This window comes from Streptomyces sp. NPDC087845 (assembly GCF_044742755.1).
Lineage (GTDB): Bacteria > Actinomycetota > Actinomycetes > Streptomycetales > Streptomycetaceae > Streptomyces.
Genome location: NZ_JBIUVC010000007.1, coordinates 442,259 through 460,343 on the forward strand (window position 1 = coordinate 442,259; position 18,085 = coordinate 460,343).

The following is an 18,085-nucleotide window of genomic DNA, read 5'->3' on the forward strand; positions in this document are numbered from 1 at the left end:
GAAAGCCGGAGCACGAGGCCAAGCCGGGCAAGCCCGAAGAGCCGAAGAAGGAGCAGGACCACGACAAGCTGGTCCAGCAGTACTGACGCTTCGCCGTTCCGGCCCTGCGGGCGCAGCGATGCGCCCGCAGGGCCGGACATCGTACGCCCGTCAGGCACAGGGAAGTTCAGCGGAAGAGTTGCGAGAGGAGGGCCGGGATGACACCGACTGGCCCAGGAGACGTACTGAGCGGGGGCGACCCGGTGGACGTGAAACCGGCGGGCGTGAAGGCGTCGGACGCCGTCCTGCCTGGTAACCCCGGCACCGTCCGTCGCACGCTGCCGAGGCAGCAGGGGGACATCCGGCCCGGACCCGACGAGTTGTCGCGGCTGCCGCTTCCGCTACGCGTCACGACGAGAGGTGCCGCGGTCCTGCTGGTGTGCGTGTCCCTGCTGCACATGTTCTTCCTGTTCCTTCACGTGGCTCCGCTGAACCAGATCTCGCAGAGGTACGCCCGGCAGATCCAGAGCTGGGTGTACCCGCTGTTCGAGCAGAACTGGCGGCTCTTCGCCCCCGAGCCGGAGTCGTCCGTCCCGCAGATCTCGGCTCGTACGGTCGAAACCGCCGCTGACGGCTCGCAGCGGATCAGCGGCTGGTTCGACCTGACCGCCGTGGACGACGCCGAGGTCCGGCACAACCCCTTCCCGAGCCACACCAACCAGAACATGCTCCGCAGGGCGTGGACGGGTTATCTCGAAACCCACGGCAACAGCGATGTTTCCTACTCGGACCGTGCGGTGATGTGGCAGGAGTACTTGCGGAACATCGCCGTGGACCGGATCACCGCCGCGCGGCCGGGCGTCGTCGCCGAGGTTCAACTCCGCGTCCTCACCAGGCCGGTGGCCGCATTTGACGCAACCGGCCACCGCCGCCCGGCATCGGCGTCGGCGGTCGACACCCGCAATCTGCCCTGGTGGAAGGTGCCCTCGCATGGCCACTGACCGGACTCCGACGCCCGTGCTCGGCAAGGGCGATGCCCCGCGAACGTCCACGACGGGGTCCGTGCCGGTGACGTACCGGCACCCCGGCGACCTGCTCACCCTGCTCACCCACCGGCCGGTCTCGCTGTACGCGGCCGCGACGCTGCGCATCGGCTACGGCCTGTGCTACCTCGTGTTCCTGCTGCGCGAACTCCCGCACCGGGACGAGATCTGGGGGCCGGGGTCCCCGTGGACCCCGGCGCTGGCGACCCGGCTGTTCGACCAGACCGGCTGGTTCAGCGTCCTCACACTCTCCGACAGCACGGTGTACTTCGATCTCTGCTACGGGGCGGCGCTCGTCGTCTGCGCGTTGTTCCTGCTCGGTTGGCGGACCCGGGCGACGTCCGTGCTGTTCGCCCTCGTCGTGGTGTCGTTCCACGCGCGGGCGATCTTCATGACCGACGGGGGAGACAACCTGATCCTCCTGATGGCCCTCTACCTCACCGCGACCGCCTGCGGGCGCCGCTGGTCACTCGACGCGCGCCGAACCGCCCTCCGGGCCCGGACCGACCACCCCGGCCGCTGGGCACTGTGGCGCGCGAGCAGCGACCTGTGGTCCCAACTCGCCATGGCCCGCGAGTCCCTGACCACGGTCCTGCACAACTGCGGCATGTTCGTCATCGCCGCCCAGGTCTGCCTGCTCTACGGCTCGGCGGGCATGTACAAGGTGCAGGGCGGCTCATGGCAGGCGGGAACCGCCCTGCACTATGTCGTCAACCTCGACCTCTTCCGGCCGTGGCCGGCCCTGTCCGCCCTGGTCGACAGCTACCCGCTGTTCATCGCGGCGGCCGGCTGCCTGACCGTACTGATCCAGGTCGCCTTCCCGTTCGCCCTGTTCAGCCGCCTGAAGTACGTCCTCCTCGTGATGCTCCTGGGCATGCACATCGGCATCGCGGTCCTCCTGGGCCTCCCCATCTTCTCCGCCGCCATGATCGTCGCCGACGCCGCCTTCCTGCCGGACCGCTTCTACCGCGCAGCGGCCCGCACCACCCGCCGCGTCCTCACCCGCCTCCGCTCCCGCGAGTCCCCGACTCCAACCCGACGAGCCCCCCTCGTCCCGCCCCAGTCACCGTCCCGCCCCCTCCTCCCCTCACCGCTCGCCGGACCGGCCGCAGCGCCGGACCCGGCACGGGCCAAGCCGTAGAGCCACCGGGGTTGCTGTGGCGGTCGCACAGCGGCCGCTGGTACGTACGGCGGCGGGCAGCGGACAGTTCGCCTCGCCGACCATGCCGGGCGGGGTGGAGGGGCGGCCCGGCAGCCGTCTCTTCGCCCCGCAGGCCAGGGCCGGCAACCGGGCACGGCCGAACGGGACGCCGACGGACGGCAGTCGGGCGGGTGCCCTGCGCCGACGCCCGGGGCCGGGGACCGGCGCCCAGGGGCCGGGAAAGTCGCCGCACGCCTCTGTTCTCGCGGCTTACCCCTCAGTACATTGACAACATGTCTAACACGCAGCCAGCGCCGGTCGCGTCGGAACGGACGCAGCTCAAGGCCCGCAGGGTCTTCTTCGCCTGGGAGAAGACGCCTCTGCACTGGGTGCCGGGCGACCCGTTCACCACGCACACCATCAACGTGCTCCATCTCCTGCTGCCCGCCGGGGAGCGCTGGTTCATCCGTGTGTACCGACAGGTACTGCCGTACATCCACGACGAGCAGCTGCGCCAGGACGTCATCGGGTTCATCGGCCAGGAGGCCGTGCACTCCCAGGCCCATGACGACGTCCTGCCCCGGCTGAAGCAGCTCGGTCTCGATCCGACGCCGTACACCGCGCAGGTCGACTGGTTCTTCGAGAAGCTGCTGGGCGACCGGACGCTGCCGCCGGGCCGGGCGCGGAAATGGTGGCTGATGGAGCGGGTGGCGACGATCGCGGCGATCGAGCACTACACCGCGTTCCTCGGCGACTGGGTGCTGAACGCCGACGAACTGGACCGGCGGGGCGCCGATCCGACGATGCTGGATCTGCTGCGCTGGCACGGCGCGGAGGAGGTCGAGCACCGCTCGGTCGCGTTCGACGTGTTCATGCATGTCGACGGCGGCTACCGGCGGAGAGTGCGGACCTGGGCCACGGCCTTCACCGCGCTGCTCTTCCTCTGGCAGCGGGGCACGCGCTTCTTCATGGAGAACGACCCGAGCCTGCTGCACGGCAAGGCGTCGTTCAGGGAGTTCTACACCAGCGGCAGACGCGGCACCCTGCCCGCGACCGGTGATCTGCTGCGCTCCATCCCCCGCTACCTCGGTCACGCCTACCACCCCTCTCAGGAGGGCAGTACGGCTCAGGCGGTCGACTACCTCGCCCACTCGCCCGCGGCCATGGCCGCCGAGGCCCGTACGACGGGAGCCGGCTGACCATGCCGCTCCCCCTGCCCCGCCTGCGCACCGCCGTCCTCGTCACCGGCGCCGCGCTGCTCGCCAGGCGGGCCGTGCGCCGCCGCATCCGGAGCTCCCCGCTGTGGCCGCTGCCCGCGCTGGAGAACCCGGTCTCGGGCCACTCCGACCGCCGCCCCACCACCACGCGCCGCCTGTTGATCAGCGAGCGGACCGCAGCCGCCGACGGCGTGGTCCAACTCCGCCTGGAGGGGCCCGATCTGCCGGCCTGGCAGCCAGGCGCGCACCTGGATCTCCTGCTGCCGTCCGGTCTGGTCCGCCAGTACTCCCTCTGCGGGGACCCGGCCGATCCCGGCACGTACACCATCGCGACCCGCCTGGTGGAGGACGGCCGGGGCGGCTCCCGCGAGGTCCACGCGCAGCTCCACGAGGGCGCGGAGGTCGAGGTCCGCGCCCCCCGCAACCGCTTCCCCCTCGCCGAGGCCCCCGGGTACCTCTTCATCGCGGGCGGCATCGGCATCACCCCGATCCTGCCGATGCTGCGGTCGGTCGCCGCGTCGGGCGCCGACTGGCGGCTGCTGTACGGCGGACGGTCCCGCGCCTCGATGCCGTTCCTGGACGAGATCGAGAAGCTGGGCGCGGACGGCGACCGGGTGACCGTCGTCCCCGAGGACGAGTCGGGCCGTCCGGACCCGGCCGCGGCCCTGGCGGACACGGCGGAGGGCACGGCCGTCTACTGCTGCGGTCCCGGGCCCCTGATGGACGCGGTCGCCTCCGCCCTCCCGCCCGGCCGCACCCTGCACCTGGAACGCTTCACGGCGGCGGCCACGTCATCGGCCGGCTCCGGCCCCTTCGAGGTCGAACTGCGCCGCTCCGGCCGCACGGTCCGGGTGGCGGCCGGCCAGTCGGTGCTGGCCGCGGTGCGCGAAGAGCTCCCGTACGTCTCGTACTCCTGCGAACAGGGCTTCTGCGGTACCTGCCGACAACGCGTCCTGGAAGGCGAGATCGACCACCGCGACGAGCTCCTGACGGACGCGGAGCGGGAGGACTCGATGCTGATCTGCGTGTCGCGGTGCCGGGGGAAGCGGCTGGTGCTGGACCTGTAGCGGGGGTGGCCGGATGTCGCTCCACGTCCCGAACGGCCCCGGCCCGCCACCTCTCCCCCTCCGTCGCACTCGGTACCCTGTCCACCATGACGACCGGGGTGCGGCGCAGGATGGGCGTCGAGGAGCGCAGGCAGCAGCTGATCGGTGTCGCGCTGGAATTGTTCAGCCACCGCTCCCCGGACGAGGTGTCGATCGACGAGATCGCGGCCGCGGCCGGGATCTCGCGGCCGTTGGTCTACCACTACTTCCCCGGGAAGCAGAGCCTGTACGAGGCGGCGCTGCGGCGGGCGGCCGACGAGTTGGCGGCGCGGTTCGTGGAGCCGCGCGAAGGACCGCTCGGGGAACGGCTGTTGCGGGTGATGGGGCGGTTCTTCGACTTCGTCGACGAGCACGGTCCGGGGTTCTCGGCGCTGATGCGGGGCGGGCCCGCCGCCGGGTCGTCGACGGCGAACGCGATGATCGACGGGGTCCGGCAGGCGGCGTACGAGCAGATTCTGGCCCATCTTGGGGTCGAAGGCCCCCCGGCTCGGCTGGAGTTGGTCGTGCGGTCGTGGGTGTCGCTGGCCGAGTCGACGGCGCTGATCTGGCTGGACGGGCGGCGGATTCCGCGCGAGGAGCTGGAGACGCAGCTGGTGCACGACTTCGCGGCGCTGGCCGCGGTGAGTGCCGCGTACGACACCGAGATGGCGGGCATCGTGCTGCGGGTCCTCTCGCAGGAGCCGGCGGACGGGCCGTTCGGGGAGCTGTTGAACCGGCTCTCCGCGCTGGCGCCCGCCGTACCGGCCGTTCCCGCGCAACGGCTGCCGTGAGCGCCGGCGCTGCTCGCCGCGCGCGGGACAGGCGGGACTTTCACCACACGCCCTGGCGCCGTTCGGTCGTACGTGGCCTGGGCTCGCTCCGCCTCGCGCCGCAGAGCGATCCGGAGGTGTGCGCCGCGCGGCCGACGCAGGAGTTGCTGGATTCCGAGGACGGTGGCGGCCCCGCCGACGAGGACGGCCGTGGCGCTCGCCTCGGCGGCGGAGCAGGTCGCGTTCTGTCCGGACAGCGTCCGGCAGGGCCCCGAGGAGGCGCTCGCCGCGTACGCGGCCGCGTGGGTGCTGGGCCGCCGTGCCCGGTCGTTCCGGTGGGACCGGCCACGCTCTACATGAGCAGTTCGCCCTGGAGCGCGGCCGCCAGGCCGACCTCGGCGTTGTCCGCGCGGCCCCGTTCGAAGGCGCGCTGGTAGGCGGCGTCGCCGACGGCCGCGCGGGCCTGGCGTTCGCAGGCCTCGCGCAGCGGGCCCAGTTCCGGGGTGCCGCGTTGCGGGTGGCCGACCATGCGCCAGTAGACCTGCCCCGTGCCGTAGACCCGGGCGGCGCGGGCACCCGCGCCCTGGGCCGCGATCGCCGCGGCCAGGATGTCCAGGCCGAGCGCGATGCCGAATCTGTCGCGCATGCGGTGCTTGCCCGCGAGCATCGAGCGGGCGTAGGTGGCGGAGGAGTCGGCGTCGCCCCGCAGCAGGGCGATCAGGGCGAGTTGGTAGTCGACATAGCTACGGGTCCAGCACTCGTCCTGGGCTTCGCAGGCCGTGCGCAGGTCCATGGCCGCCTCCGCCGCCTCGTCCAGCCGTCCCAGGCTGGTGAGGGCGAAGACCGTGATGAGGTGGCAGCGCAGCCGGTAGGCCGATTCCAGCGGGGTGGCGGCGCCCGTGGAGCGCAGTACCCGGTCGACCTGGCGCAGGCTCGCCTCGGGGCGGCCCGTCATCAGATGGGTGAGGCCGCACAGATAGGCGGCGGCGAGGATGCCTTCGTCGGCCCCGTCGCGGGCCGCGGCCCTGGTGCACTCCCTGCCCAGGCGCCGGGCGGCCGGGTAGTCGCCCTGGAGCATGACGGTGATGCCCAGCACCCACAGCGCGCGGGTGCGGTGGGGGCCCTCGGCCGGTCCGACGTCCAGAGCGCGCTGCGCGTAGTCGCGGGTCTGCGGCAGATGGCCGCAGCAGCACCAGAAGAAGCCGATCCGGCCCGCCATCTCCTGGGCGGCCACGGTGTCGTGGGCCAGCAGGTGGTCGAGGGCGGCGCACAGGTCGGCGTGCGACTCGGCGATGCGGTGGTACCAGAAGATCTGGTCGTCACCGGTCCAGCCCGCGTGGGCGTGCCGGGCCAGGCTGAGGAAGCAGGCGGCGTGCCGGTCGGCGGCGGCCCGTTCCTCGCCGAGTTCGGCGAGCCACATCCGCCCGTACTCGCGGATGGTGCTGAGCATGCGGTGCCGTACGCCGTCCCGTCTGACGACGGACTTGGCGACCAGGCCCTTCAGCGCCTCGGCCACACCGTCCTCGGTGAGCGGCCCCTCGGCGCAGACCCGGCGGGCCGCGGCCTCGTCGAAGTCGCCGCGCAGGACGGTCAGCCGCGCCCAGAGCAGCCGCTCCAGCGGGGTGCACAGCTCGTGGCTCCAGCCGATGGCCGTGCGCAGGGTGCGGTGGCGCGGCGGCCAGAGCGAGTCGTCGGTCGGTACGTCGAAGCGGGAGCCGATCCGGGCGGCGACCTGTTCGACGGTGTCCCTGCCGAGGGCTCCCGCCGCGAGTTCGATGGCGAGCGGGATGCCTTCCAGGCGGCGGCAGATCTCGGCGGCGGCCTCGGCGTTGCCCGCCGCGTCGAGGGCGAGGTCCGGGGCCGCCGCGGCCGCCCGGTCCCGGAACAGGGTGAGGGCGTCGCCCGCGCCCTCGACGGGCAGCGGTTCCACCTCGACGAGCTGCTCGCCCCTGAGGCCCAGCGGCTGCCGGCCGGTGGCCAGCACGGTGAGGCCGGGTGACGTGGTGAGGATCTCGCCGAGCAGATGGGCGCACGCGGAGCGCAGATGCTCGCACGAGTCGAGGACCAGCAGCAGTTCCTTGTCGACGAGCCATTCGCACAGTGCGTCGATGGGCATGCGCAGGGTGTGGTCGGAGAGCCCGACCGCGTCGGAGACGGTCGCGAGGAGCAGCCCGTCGTCGTGGAGCGGTGACAGATCGGCCCACCAGGTTCCGTCGCGGTACGCGTGCGCCGCCTGCCGGGCCGCGCGGACCGCGAGCCTGGTCTTGCCGACACCGCCGCTGCCGGTGAGGGTGGTCAGCCGGTACGTGGCGAGGGCGTGTTCGAGCCGGGCAAGTTCCGCTTTCCGTCCGACAAAGCTCGTTGTCTCCTCGGGGATGTTGCTCGCCATGGTCACCGTCGCTGAAACAGGTGGACCGGCCGGTCCCGGCCCCTGGTTCCGTACGGCTCAGGCATGGGAGAGCACCTGGCGTACCGGAAAGGGGCCGGGACCGGCCGGGGGTGGGAGGGCGCGCCCGGAAGTGCGGTACTGCTGGCACTGCCTGGCGGCTACTGCCTTCCCACGTTAGACCCACTGCGGCTCAGCTGAGGGAGAACACCGCCACCGTGCGCCCCGGGACGGTGAAGCTTCCCGAACTCCGCGCGTACGTGGACTCCTTGACGGTAGGATCCGCGCCCGCAGCCTGGACGGGGTGCAGGGCGTACCGCTTCCCCGCCAGGCCGGCGATCGTCTGGCTCTCGGTGCCGGGGGTCGCGTTGAGGACGACCACCAGCTTTCCGAGCCGCATGGTGATCACTCCCGGTGTCTCGTCCTTCCCGGAGAGCGGGAAGGACAGGGCGGACTGCACCTGCCCGGTGGTGGAGAGGCCGAAGTCCTTCTCCGTGGACCGGATGGTGAGCAGGTCCCGGTACGCGGCAAAGGCGCCGTCGATCTGCGCGCAGCCGGGGCTGAGCGCGGCATCGGCCAGCAGCGGCTTCGCATAGGACCACATGGACCCGTTGTCGGCCGCCGGGGGCAGTCCGCGGCCGAAGCCGTTGCCGTCGCGGCAGTCCCAGTGCAGAGCGTTGAACCAGTCGCCGCTGTCGTAGGAGTTGCGGTCCAGGGACTTGGAGCGCAGCAGGTCGGTGCCCGCCTGGGAGAGCGAGGGCCCCTGCGAGAGGGTGGCCGTCGCCATCGCCAGGACCTGCATACGGGCCCGGTCCGCCGCCGAGGTGCCCGCCGGGAGCTTGAAGGCGAGCGCGTCGTACAGCGATTCGTTGTCGTGGGCGTCCGCGTAGGCGAGGGCGTCACCGGGGGCCGCGGCGTATCCGGCCGGGGCCCCGTTGTAGTCGACGCCGGAGCCCTTGACCGCGGTGCCGGACGAGTCGGTGAAGGTGTAGTCGGCGAGGTTGCCGGTGAGGCCGACCTTGATCAGGTCCTGGTAGTGGAGCAGCCGGGCCTTCTGTTCGGCCTTCGTGCCATTGGCGGCCGAGGTGTTCGGGTCGGTGTAGAGGCCGCTGGCGAAGCCCTGCACGCGCGGGTCCTCGTCGAAGGGGCTGCCGCCGCGGACGGCGTCGCGGGACCGGTCGGAGAAGGTGGCGATGCCGGTGCCGGCCATGTTCTTCTGGGTGGCCTGGACGAAGCGGGCGTCGTCGGCGATCTCGCCGAAGTTCCAGCCCTCCCCGTACAGGATGATCTTCTTCCCGTCGACGCCGTCCTTCGCCACGGTCAGCGCGTCCAGCGCCTTGCGGACGGCGAGGATGTTGGCCTTGGGGTGGTGGCCCATCAGGTCGAAGCGGAAGCCGTCGACCTTGTACTCCTTGGCCCAGGTGACGACCGAGTCCACGACGAGCCTGCCCATCATGGTGTTCTCGGGCGCGGTGTTGGCACAGCAGGTGGAGGTGGCGACGCTGCCGTCCTCCAGCAGCCGCTGGTAGTAGCCGGGGACGATCCGGTCGAGCACGGACTTGCCGTCCTGGCCGGAGGCGACGGTGTGGTTGTAGACGACGTCCATGACGGTCCGCAGACCCGCGCCGTTCAGCCCCTGCACCATCTGCCGGAACTCGACGGTGCGCCTGGTGCCGTTGGGGTCGGAGGCGTAGCTGCCTTCCGGGACGGTGTAGTGCAGCGGGTCGTAGCCCCAGTTGAACCCGTCCCGCGCCGCGGCCTTCGCCACGCAGGCCTGCTGCTCCTCGGAGTCGGGGGCGTACACGGACAGCTCGCAGGCCGGCTGCTGCTGGTCGGACTTCTTCTCGGGGACGGTGCCGATGTCGAAGGCGGGCAGCAGGTGGACGTAACCGGTGCCGGATTCGGCGAGTTGCCTGAGGTGCTTCATCCCGTCGGAGCGGGTGTCGGTGAAGGCGAGGTACTCGCCGGGGTGCTTCGACGTGCGGTCCGCGATCGAGAAGTCGCGGATGTGCAGTTCCTGGATCTGGGCGTCACGCAGCGGGACGGCGGCGGGCTTCCGCAGGCCGGACCAGCCGCGCGGCGCCAGCTTCGGGTCGTCGAGGTCGACGACGAGGCTGCGTGCGGAGTCGGTGGTCAGGGCGGTGGAGTAGGGGTCCGTGACCTTGTTGGTGACGGTCTTCTGGACCGTGGGTGCCCAGACGTCCACCGCGTAGCGGTAGGGCTTGCCGGCCCACTTCGCCGTGCCCGTGACGGACCACACGCCGGTGCGGTCGTCGCGGCGCATCGGGACGCTCCGGCCGTCGAGTTCCAGGGCGACGGTACGGGCGGTGGGCGCCCAGACGGACAGCGTGGGGCGGCCGTGGTGGAAGACCGGGCCGAGCGGGGCGGTGGCCGCGTTCTTCCCGTAGAGGTCGTCGAGCACGCCCGCGCTCTGCACGCCGGTGGCGGCGAGCAGGGCGCCGTTGGCGGCGCGCTGGGTGGCGATCAGCTGGCCGCGCAGCGCCTCGCGGACCCGGTCCCGGTCCCGGGCGTCGACGGTGAACGCCGGATAGTCCTTGAGGTGCGGGTACTTCGCCTTCTGCGCGTCGGTCAGCGCGGACGGTGCGAGCCGCAGCCACTGTCCCTCGTCGGAGAGCGCCCCGTCGACGACGGAGATGCCGCCGCCCGGTGCGTAGACGAGCTGCTGGCTGGTGGCTTCGGTGGCCTTCACCTTCCATACGACGGTGTCGGAGTCGATCCACTGCGCCTCGGCCCTGGTGAGGTCGGGCGCGGGTACGCCGCCGGTCTGCGGCAGCAGGTAGCCGGGCGTGGAGCCGAGCATCCAGACCTCGTGCCCGTAGGTGGCGAGGTCGAGGGACTGGTCGCTGGGGAGGTCCTTCTCGTCGCCCTTGTGCAGGATGTAGCCGAGCGAGGTGGCACCGTCGGTGAGCGGTACCTCGAAGGTGGCGCCGGAGGCGTTCTTCTTCACCGGCCGGAGCGGCTCGGCCCAGTCGGTGGGGTTCTTGGCGCCGGTCCAGGTGTGCAGCCCCCAGCCGTCGTAGTCGCCGTCGGCCCGGTAGTAGTGCAGTACGGCCTTGGTGGTGTCCTGCGGCGGGTAGGCGCCGTCGGGTGCCGCGTCGGCCTGGCCGTCCTTGTCCTGCTCGATCCAGACCTGTCCGGTCTTCCCGAGGTCGACGGTGCGCTGCGGCCCGTCGGCGGTGCCGGACTTCTCCACGGTGTACGGGAGCGAGGAGGCGCCCTCGTCGAGCTTGATCCAGGCGAAGGCGCCGTAGGCGTCCCGTCCGGTGAACCCGGCCGACGTGTCGCCCGCCTTGAGCTGCCATCCGTCGTAGTCGCCGTCCGCACGCCGGTAGTGGACGACGGCGTAGTCGCGTGCGACCGCGACGGGCTTCTCGGGCGCGGGTGCCTGGCCCGCGGTGGACGAGGCGAGGGCACTCGCCGTGCGGCCGGCGCGGTCGACGGCAACCGCCTTGTACCGCAGGGGGGTTCCGGCGGCCACCGTGTCGCCCACGGTCTGCGTGACCTTGTACGGGGCGTGGTCGGCGGAACCGAGGGTGACCCACTTTCCGTTGCCGGTCTGGGCGGCGAAGACGACCCGGTTCAGCTGTCCGCCGTCGACGTCGGCGGAGATCTCGACGGTGCCGGTGGCTCCGGCGGCCGGGGCCTTCAGGGTGATCGAGGGCTTGGCGGCGGGTTCGCCCATCGCCTTCTCGGCGCGCAGCACGAGGCTGGACAGGGCGGGCACGGTGACGGTGACCTTCTTGTCGGAGCCGCTGCGGATGGTCCCCGAACCCCCGTACAGCGTACGGAAGTTCATGCCGGCCGATGCGGTGGACAGCTCGACGGTCCTCGGCCCGCCGCCGTTGTTCGCGGCGACGACGTACTCGCGGCCCTGCTCGGGGTCCGTACGGGAGAACGCGTAGACGGAGCCCTGTGCGTAGCGCTGGGTCTGGACGCCGTCGCGCAGGGCCGGGTTCTTCCGGGTCAGCTCGGAGAGCGCGGCGATGTTCCGGTAGAGCGGGTGGGCCGTGTCGTAGGCGTCCGAGGCGTGGGTGCGGTCGGTGCCCAGTTCGTCGTCGTCGAGGTAGTCGGCGGTCCTGGACGCGAACATGGTCTGGCGGGCGTCCTTGTCGCCGCCCGCGCCGGTGAAGCCCTGCTCGTCGCCGTAGTAGACGACGGGGTTGCCGCGGCCGAGGAACATCAGCTCGTTGGCGAGCTGTGCGCGCTTGACGAGTTCCGCGTCGTCGGCCTTCGGGTTGTCCTGCTTCAGGAACGAGCCGATGCGTCCCATGTCGTGGTTGCCGAGGAAGGTGACCTGCTCGTAGGCGTTGGCCTTGTCGGTGGTGTACCGGTAGTCGTCGCCGAAGACGGCGGCGAGTTCCGGGGCGGGGGCTCCCTGCGAGGCGTACTGCCTGGCCGCTTCCTGGAACGGGAAGTCGAGCGTCGCGTCGAGCCGGCCCCGGGTGACGTAGGGCGAGGTGATCGCGGTGTCGGCGGAGTAGACCTCGCCGAACATGAAGAAGTCCTTGCGCCCGTGCTTGGCCGCGTAGGCGTCCAGCGCTGTCGCCCACTGGGTCCAGAAGTCCAGGTCGACGTGTTTGACGGTGTCGATCCGGAAGCCGTCGATGCCGAAGTCCCGGACCCACTTCTCGTAGATCTTCTCCATGCCGGAGACGACCTCGGGCCGCTCGGTCCACAGGTCGTCGAGCCCGGAGAAGTCGCCGTACGTGGTGGACTCGCCGGCGTAGGTCGAGTCGCCGCGGTTGTGGTACATCGCCGGGTCGTTGAGCCAGGCCGGGACCTTGCTCCCGGTGTTCTTCGGTGTGTACGGGAACGAGTCCGCGTCCACCTTCGCCAGGCCCTTGCTGTCGTCGAACGGGCGGCCGTCCCTGTCGAGGTACGGGTAGGCGCCCTTCGGCCGGTAGCCGTAGCTCTTCTCGGCGTAGTCGACGGTGTCCGCGGTGTGGTTGGTGATGACGTCGAAGAAGACCTTCATGCCCTTGCCGTGGGCCCTGTCGATCAGTTTCGACAGGTCGGCGTTGGTGCCGAAGTGCGGGTCGACCTGGGTGAAGTCGGTGATCCAGTAGCCGTGGTAGCCGGCCGACGCGTCCTTGCCGGTGCCCTGGACGGGGCGGTTCTTGAAGATCGGGGCGAGCCAGATGGCGGTGGTGCCGAGGCCCTTGATGTAGTCGAGCCGCTCGGTCAGGCCCTTGAGGTCGCCGCCCTGGTAGAAGCCCTTGTCCGCGGGGTCGTAGCCGGTCTCCAGACGTGAACCGGTGAGTCCGCCGCGGTCGTTGGAGGTGTCGCCGTTCGCGAACCGGTCGGGCATGACGAAGTAGAACTGCTCACGCGTCAGATCGTGACGGGCGGGCTCGGCCGCCAGCCGGGCGTCCGAGGGCGGGCCCGGAGGTCTCGGCGCGGCGGACGCGGATGCCGCCGGGACGACGGGGAGGAGCGCGGCGCAGAGTGCGGCGGCGGCTCCCCGTCTCAGGGTGGAACGGGACACGGGCGGGGTCTCCTTGTGTGCGGGGTGGAGTTCTCGGGGCGGGCGGACAGGCCGCCTGCCGGACCGGGGCGCCTGGGCCGGCCCCGGTCCGGTCACCGAGGTCAGCTGCGCCAGACGTCGCTCGTCAGCGTGACCTTCCCCGACGGCGGCACGGTGGCGGTACGGTTCGCGCCGCTCTCCCAGGTGACGTTGCCGCTCGCGTCCTTGCGGAGGTACTTGTACGCGAACGACGTTCCTGCGGGCATGGCCGCGTCGAGCTTCCAGACCGGGTACGCCGCCGGGTCCAGCTTCAGCGCGCTGCCGGTGTTCCAGTTGCCGAGGGCGGGCTGGTTGCCGGTGACGTAGATGTTCTCGCCGAGCCGGGTCGTGGCGTCGACGCCGAAGGAGGCGCCGGAGGAGCCCGCACCGGGCTCGGTGGCACCGCCACCGCCCGAGCAGGTGCGCGCACCCGTGTGCAGCGCCACGGCGGTGTTCGCGCCGAGGGTCGCGGTGAACCGGCCGGAGCCGTCGACGGTGACGCCGTTGCCGGACTGGACGTCGCAGTAGTCACCGGCGGGCAGCGAGGTCCGGAACGTACGGGTCAGCGAGGAACCCTCGTGGTTGATCGCGACATACGCCTTGGAGCCGCGGCCGAACGCGATCTGGTCGCCGCCGTTGTCCCACCAGTCGGTGACGGCCTCGCCCCGCGCGGTGTTGCGGAAGCCGACCATGGAGGAGATCTCGCGCCAGGCGTGCTGGCACTTCCAGCCGTCGCTGTAACAGGCGTTCACCGCCCCGCCATTGGGCGGTCCGGCGTCCTTGTCGGTCCACTCGTAGCCGGAGTGGACGTCGGGCGAGCCGTACGGCCAGGCCAGCATGAAGACACTGGCGAGGGTGTAGTCGGCACCGTCCTTGTAGTTCAGTGTGTCGCCGCCGCGCTCGGTGTCGTGGTTGTCGACGAAGACCGCGGCCTTCGACGACGGCATGAAGCCCCAGCCCTCGCCGAAGTTCTTCAGGTAGGCGAGGTTCTCGTTCTTGAAGACCTGCTTGAGGCTGCGGGCATAGCGGAACTCCTGGACGTCCCCGGTCCCGGTGTACTCGTCGGGCTGAACGGCCTCTCCGGCCCCGTAGATCGCCTCCTGCTTCCAGTAGGCGCCGGGGTTGCTCAGCCGGGACTTGATGTCGGCGAGGTCGGCCGCGGGCATGTGCTTGGCGGCGTCGATGCGGAAGCCGTCGACGCCGAGGGAGAGCAGGTCGTCGAGGTATCCGGCGATCCTGCCGCGGACGTAGTCCTCGCCGGTGTCGAGGTCGGCCAGGCCGACGAGTTCGCAGTTCTGGACGTTGGCCCGGTCCTGGTAGTTGCTGATCTGCGCCGTGCAGTCGTCCATGTCGGCCGCGGAGTACAGGCCGGGGTAGTCGTACTTGGTGTACGAGGAGCCGCCGGTGCCGGTGCCCGATCCCGACGACATGTGGTTGATGACGGAGTCGGCGACGACCTTGACGCCCGCGCTGTGGCAGGTGCTGACCATGTGGGCGAAGGAGGCGCGGTCGCCGAGCCGTCCGGCGATCTTGTAGCTGACCGGCTGGTACGAGGTCCACCACTGGCCGCCCTGGATGTGTTCCTGGGGCGGCGAGACCTGTACGTAGCCGTAGCCGGCCGGGCCGAGGGAGTCCGTGCAGGCCTTGGCCACGGAGTCGAACTTCCACTCGAAGAGGACGGCGGTGACGTCCTTGCCGCCCGGCGCGGACGCCTGGGCGGTCGCGGTGGGGGTCACGAGGGCGGCGGCCCCGGCTGTCAGGGCGAGCGCCGCGGACAGTGGTCTGCGTGCCATGTTTCCTCCTGCTGTGGGGGAAATGCGGGTGACGGTGCAGCCTCACGTGGCAACGCGCCATGCCCTCAAGGCTCCTGAAGGTTCTTGCTGCAAGAATGCAAACCTTGCCGCAGCCGAGACCGTACGAGCCCACCCGGCCTCGGTCAACCCTCTGGACATCACCCGCTCACATCCGCGAAATCCAGCAGCTTTCTTCCTGCAAGGACTTACGCAAAACATTGCAGCGCTGTTAAGTTTCTCCCGACTCCGGTCCGGTCGGCCGGGGGTTCGGCGACCCCGGACCCCACGCGCCCGGCCGGCCGGGCCGGTCACGACAGGAGAGGCGCCGGGAGTCGCTCACTCCCCGCCGGCCCGTTCAGGGCCGACTCCGGGCGCCTCTCCGGTACGCCCGGACCCCTTCGGGCCGGACCTCAGACACCGCGGGCCGGGGCGGTGGACCCCCGTACCACCAGCTCCGGCTGGAACACGTACTCCGTACGCTGCACGGGGCTCCCGCCGACCTCCTCCAGCAGGGCGCCCACCGCGGCCGCCGCCATCGCCTGCACGGGCTGGCGCACCGTCGTCAGCGGCGGATCGGTGAAGGCGATCAGCTGCGAGTCGTCGAAGCCCACCACCGACACGTCGCGCGGTACGTCGAGCCCGCGCTCCCGGGCCGCGCGCACCACGCCCAGCGCCATCAGGTCGCTGCCGCAGACGATGCCCGTGCACCCCTGGTCGAGCAGCGCACCGGCCGCGACCTGGCCGCCCTCGACGCCGAACAGCGCGGAGCAGACCAGGAGTTCGGCCTCGGCCCGGTCCAGGGCCAGCAGGTTCACAGCGGCCTCGACGAAACCTTCCCGCTTGCGGCGGGACGGCACATAGCGCTGCGGTCCGATGGCCAGGCCGACCCTGCGGTGGCCGAGATCGGCGAGGTGGCCGACGGCCATCCGCGCGGCGGCGGAGTCGTCGGGCGAGACGAACGGGGCGCTGATCCGTTCGTTGTAGCCGTTGATCAGAACGAACGGTACGCCGCGCTCGGTGAGCGCGGCGTACCGGGCCGGGTCGGCCGACATGTCGGCGTGCAGCCCGGAGAGGAAGACGATCCCGCCGACGCCCCGTTCGACGAGCTGCTCGACGAGCTCGTCCTCGGTGGCGCCGCCGGGCGTCTGGGTGCAGAGCACGGGGGTGTAGCCGTGCCCGGCCAGTATCTGTTCGACGGACTGCGCGAACGCCGGGAAGATCGGGTTGGTGAGTTCGGGTGTCACCAGTCCGATCAGCCCGGCGCTGCGCTGCCGCAGCCGTACGGGGCGTTCGTAGCCGAGGATGTCCAGCGCCGCGAGCACCCGCTGCCGCGTGGTGTCCGCGACGCCCGGTTTCCCGTTGAGCACCCGGCTGACGGTCGCCTCGCTGACCGCTGCCTGGCCGGCGATGTCCGAAAGCCTCGGTGCACCGCCGGCTCTGGGCAGAGGGACGGTCACACCGTCCACCACACCGTGGTGTCCGCGGGCAGCTCGATCTCGGCGCCGTCGGTGACGACCGGGGTGCTGGACAGCAGGACGGTGCCGCGTACGGGGATGCGTACCGGGCGGGCCGTCGTGTTGACGGTGCAGACGAAGCCGGGGCGGGCGAAGATCAGCAGCCCGTCAGGGGCCTGGAGCCACTCCACCGCGGTACCGGCACCGAGCCCCGGGTGCACCCGGCGGGAGGCGATCGCGGCCCGGTACAGCTCCAGCGTGGAGTGCGCGTCGCCGGTCTGCGCCTCGACGCTCAGCGCGCCCCAGCTGTCGGGCTGGGGCAGCCAGCTGCCGCCGCTGCCGAAGCCGTACGAGCTGCCGTCGCGGGTCCACGGGATCGGCACCCGGCAGCCGTCGCGGAAGCCGTCCTGTCCCTCCGCGCGGAAGAACGACGGGTCCTGGCGGACCTCGTCGGGCAGGTCGGTGACATCGGGCAGGCCGAGTTCCTCGCCCTGGTAGACGTACGCGGAACCGGGCAGCGCCAGCATCAGCAGGGTCGCGGCGCGGGCGCGGCGCAGGCCCAGCTCGGGGTCGCCGGCCGTGCGGATCTGGGTGCCGAGGCCGGGCGGGTTGGCGAACCGGGTGGTGTGCCGGGTGACGTCGTGGTTGGAGAGCACCCAGGTGGTGGGGGCGCCGACCGGACGCATGGCGTCGAGCGAGGTGTCGATGACCTTGCGGAGCTCGGCGGCGTCCCAGGCGGTGGACAGGTACTGGAAGTTGAACGCCTGGTGCATCTCGTCGGAGCGCACGTAGTTGGCGGTGCGCTCGACGGTCGGGGTCCAGGCCTCGGCGACGGCGATGCGGTCGCCGGGGTACTCGTCGAGGATGGTGCGCCAGGAGCGGTAGATCGCGTGGACCCCGTCCTGGTCGAAGAACGGCATGACGTCGTTGCCGAGCAGCTTGAGCTGGTCGTGGCTGCCGAGGTCGGGCAGACCGGCGGCCTTGACGAGGCCGTGGGCGACGTCGACCCGGAAGCCGTCGACGCCCATGTCGAGCCAGAAGCGCAGGATCGAGCGGAACTCGTCGGCGACGGCCGGGTGTTCCCAGTTGAAGTCGGGCTGCTCGGGCGCGAAGAGGTGGAGGTACCAGTCGCCGGGGGTGCCGTCCGGGTCGGCGCTCCGGGTCCAGGCGGGGCCGCCGAAGATGGACTCCCAGTCGTTGGGCGGGAGTTCGCCGTCCGCGCCCTTGCCGGGGCGGAAGTGGTAGCGCTCGCGCAGCGCGGAGCCGGGCCCCTCGGCGAGGGCGCGCTTGAACCAGTCGTGCTGGTCGGAGGAGTGGTTGGGCACCAGGTCCACGATGATCCGCAGGCCCAGGTCGTGGGCGTCCCGGATCAGCGCGTCGGCGTCCAGCAGGGTGCCGAACATGGGGTCGATGGCGCGGTAGTCGGCGACGTCGTAGCCCGCGTCGGCCTGCGGGGACGCGTAGAACGGGCTGAGCCAGACCGCGTCCACACCGAGGTCCTTGAGGTACGGGAGTCTGGCGCGTACGCCGGCGAGATCGCCCATGCCGTCGCCGTTGCCGTCGGCGAAGCTCCGTGGATAGACCTGGTAGATCACCGCGTCCTGCCACCAGCCGGTCTGGTGGGCCGGAGCGTCGGCGGACGTGCCGGTGGAGGGGGCAGCGAGGTGCTGGGTCATGTCGTCCCTGGGGTGTC

The 18,085-nt window shown here is 71.4% G+C and carries 11 protein-coding genes; 6 read left to right on the forward strand and 5 right to left on the reverse strand.

All coding sequences use genetic code 11. The features are described 5' to 3' along the window. The first annotated feature begins 197 nt into the window (after nt 1–197). The 6 genes from ACIOMQ_RS20970 (at nt 198) to ACIOMQ_RS20995 (ending at nt 5,595) form a co-directional block, all read left to right on the forward strand. Entirely contained in the window at nt 198–980 is a 783-nt protein-coding gene (locus tag ACIOMQ_RS20970; protein ID WP_362204222.1) for a DUF5819 family protein, read from the forward strand. Then, nucleotides 970–2,163, forward strand: a complete 1,194-nt coding sequence (locus tag ACIOMQ_RS20975; RefSeq protein ID WP_401270947.1) for an HTTM domain-containing protein — start codon at nt 970–972, stop codon at nt 2,161–2,163. Before ACIOMQ_RS20970 ends, ACIOMQ_RS20975 begins: the two co-directional genes overlap by 11 nt. Nucleotides 2,164–2,456: 293 nt before the next feature. Next, entirely contained in the window at nt 2,457–3,362 is a 906-nt protein-coding gene (locus ACIOMQ_RS20980) for a metal-dependent hydrolase (protein ID WP_401270944.1), read from the forward strand. A gap of 2 nt (nt 3,363–3,364) precedes the next feature. Continuing rightward, entirely contained in the window at nt 3,365–4,447 is a 1,083-nt protein-coding gene (locus ACIOMQ_RS20985; RefSeq protein ID WP_362204213.1) for a PDR/VanB family oxidoreductase, read from the forward strand. 86 nt (nt 4,448–4,533) lie between these two features. Beyond that, entirely contained in the window at nt 4,534–5,256 is a 723-nt protein-coding gene (locus ACIOMQ_RS20990; RefSeq protein WP_362204210.1) for a TetR/AcrR family transcriptional regulator, read from the forward strand. 72 nt (nt 5,257–5,328) lie between these two features. Beyond that, on the forward strand, nt 5,329–5,595 hold the full coding sequence (locus ACIOMQ_RS20995; RefSeq protein ID WP_401270941.1) for a DUF4253 domain-containing protein: 267 nt from the start codon (nt 5,329–5,331) through the stop codon (nt 5,593–5,595). Here the strand turns inward: ACIOMQ_RS20995 and ACIOMQ_RS21000 are convergent. The 5 genes from ACIOMQ_RS21000 to ACIOMQ_RS21020 all read right to left on the reverse strand — a co-directional run bounded on the left by ACIOMQ_RS21000 (nt 5,588) and on the right by ACIOMQ_RS21020 (nt 18,068). Continuing rightward, the gene (locus tag ACIOMQ_RS21000; RefSeq protein ID WP_362204204.1) at nt 5,588–7,624 is read right to left on the reverse strand and encodes a regulator; all 2,037 of its coding nucleotides are present in this window, start codon (nt 7,622–7,624) and stop codon (nt 5,588–5,590) included. The two genes, ACIOMQ_RS20995 and ACIOMQ_RS21000, sit on opposite strands and share 8 nt — an antisense overlap. 190 nt (nt 7,625–7,814) lie before the next feature. Further along, nucleotides 7,815–13,127, reverse strand: a complete 5,313-nt coding sequence (pulA, locus tag ACIOMQ_RS21005) for a pullulanase-type alpha-1,6-glucosidase (RefSeq protein ID WP_402189771.1) — start codon at nt 13,125–13,127, stop codon at nt 7,815–7,817. A gap of 101 nt (nt 13,128–13,228) precedes the next feature. Next, complete coding sequence (locus ACIOMQ_RS21010; RefSeq protein WP_402189773.1) at nt 13,229–14,938, reverse strand: carbohydrate-binding module family 20 domain-containing protein; 1,710 nt, start codon at nt 14,936–14,938, stop codon at nt 13,229–13,231. Nucleotides 14,939–15,348: 410 nt separating this feature from the next. Next, nucleotides 15,349–16,407 carry a LacI family DNA-binding transcriptional regulator gene (locus ACIOMQ_RS21015; protein WP_362204195.1) on the reverse strand — a complete coding sequence of 353 codons (1,059 nt, stop codon included), beginning with the start codon at nt 16,405–16,407 and terminating at the stop codon, nt 15,349–15,351. Beyond that, nucleotides 16,392–18,068, reverse strand: a complete 1,677-nt coding sequence (locus tag ACIOMQ_RS21020; RefSeq protein WP_401270933.1) for a glycoside hydrolase family 13 protein — start codon at nt 18,066–18,068, stop codon at nt 16,392–16,394. The genes ACIOMQ_RS21015 and ACIOMQ_RS21020 overlap by 16 nt, the downstream gene beginning before the upstream one ends. Nucleotides 18,069–18,085: the final 17 nt, after the last annotated feature.

What these genes read in the sequence shown, in the direction of transcription:
- ACIOMQ_RS20970 (WP_362204222.1), top strand. Translation starts at nt 198, where the DNA reads ATGACACCGACTGGCCCAGGAGACGTACTGAGCGGGGGCGACCCGGTG.
- ACIOMQ_RS20975 (WP_401270947.1), top strand. Translation starts at nt 970, where the DNA reads ATGGCCACTGACCGGACTCCGACGCCCGTGCTCGGCAAGGGCGATGCC.
- ACIOMQ_RS21010 (WP_402189773.1), bottom strand. Translation starts at nt 14,938, where the DNA reads ATGGCACGCAGACCACTGTCCGCGGCGCTCGCCCTGACAGCCGGGGCC.
- ACIOMQ_RS21020 (WP_401270933.1), bottom strand. Translation starts at nt 18,068, where the DNA reads ATGACCCAGCACCTCGCTGCCCCCTCCACCGGCACGTCCGCCGACGCT.
- ACIOMQ_RS20980 (WP_401270944.1), top strand. Translation starts at nt 2,457, where the DNA reads ATGTCTAACACGCAGCCAGCGCCGGTCGCGTCGGAACGGACGCAGCTC.
- ACIOMQ_RS20985 (WP_362204213.1), top strand. Translation starts at nt 3,365, where the DNA reads ATGCCGCTCCCCCTGCCCCGCCTGCGCACCGCCGTCCTCGTCACCGGC.
- ACIOMQ_RS21000 (WP_362204204.1), bottom strand. Translation starts at nt 7,624, where the DNA reads ATGGCGAGCAACATCCCCGAGGAGACAACGAGCTTTGTCGGACGGAAA.
- ACIOMQ_RS20990 (WP_362204210.1), top strand. Translation starts at nt 4,534, where the DNA reads ATGACGACCGGGGTGCGGCGCAGGATGGGCGTCGAGGAGCGCAGGCAG.